The organism is Phyllobacterium sp. P5_D12 (assembly GCF_054049495.1).
The window spans coordinates 1-1,087 of record NZ_JBFUMG010000956.1 but is presented as its reverse complement, the minus strand read 5'-3'; the positions used below and the strand labels follow the sequence as shown (position 1 = coordinate 1,087).

The 1,087-nt window shown below is 56.5% G+C and carries 1 protein-coding gene; it reads left to right on the top strand.

Annotated features, from left to right (window positions below; translation table 11 throughout):
* On the top strand, positions 1-1,067 hold a 1,067-nt coding region (locus ACXJ5O_RS27945), incomplete at its 5' end, for an ABC transporter substrate-binding protein (protein ID WP_457302752.1).
* Between the last annotated feature and the right edge of the window lie 20 nt (positions 1,068-1,087).

The following is a 1,087-nucleotide window of genomic DNA, read 5'->3' as shown; positions in this document are numbered from 1 at the left end:
GCCGTCAACTGCCCTATATCGACCGCTTCGTACTCAATGTCAGTTCATCCTCTATCATTCCCGCGAAAACGGGCGCGGGAGAAAGTGACCTGCAGGCAACCGGCATCGATTTTGCTGATTACACCTTTCTGAAGGACGCGGAAGACCGCTACCCTGTGAAGGTTGATCTGTGGAAAATGACTCGCGGCTCGCGCGTCGCAATACTGCCGAATCTCAATTGCGGCGATGACGTTTGGCGTGGGCTGTTTCGCGACGTGCGGGTGCGACGGGCTTTGTCGCTTGCCATCGACCGGCATGAAATCAATATGGCGGTGTTTTACGGCCTCGGCGTTCCCAGTGCTGATACACTTTTGCCCGAAAGTCCTCTGTTCAAGCCCGAGTATGCTAATGCGTGGATCGATCACGATACGGAACAGGCCAACGCGCTTCTTGACGAGGCCGGATTGCAAAATCGCGATGAGGACGGCATTCGCCTGCTCCCGGACGGTCGGCTAGCCGAGATCACAATCGAAACGCCGGGCGAGAGCTCCGTGGATACGGACGTGCTTGAACTCGTCACGGATCACTGGCGCAAGATCGGAATCGCGCTGTTCATTCGTACATCCCAGCGCGACATTTTCCGCAGCCGTGCCATGGGCGGGCGCATCATGATGTCGATCTGGTATGGCATGGACAACGGCGTGGCAACTGCCGACATGAACCCGGGACAGCTGGCGCCCACGATGGACGATCAGCTGCAATGGCCGCTCTGGGGAATGTATTACCTGTCGCATGGCAGCCAGGGCAAGGCAGCGGACCTTCCTGAAGCGATTCAGCTTACCGAGCTTCTGGGGCGCTGGCAGCGATCCGCTCACCTGGCGGAGCGCACTGAAATCTGGCAGCAGATGCTGGCCATCTATACCCAGCAGGTATTTTCGATTGGGCTTGTGAATGGAACGCTGCAACCGATTGTGCGTACATCACGTTTGCAGAACGTTCCCGAAAAGGGCCTCTACGGATTTGATCCCACATCTTATCTCGGCATTTACATGCCTGATACTTTCTGGCTGAGCGGGGAGCAGGTCTAAAGAAATGCTGCGTTATATAC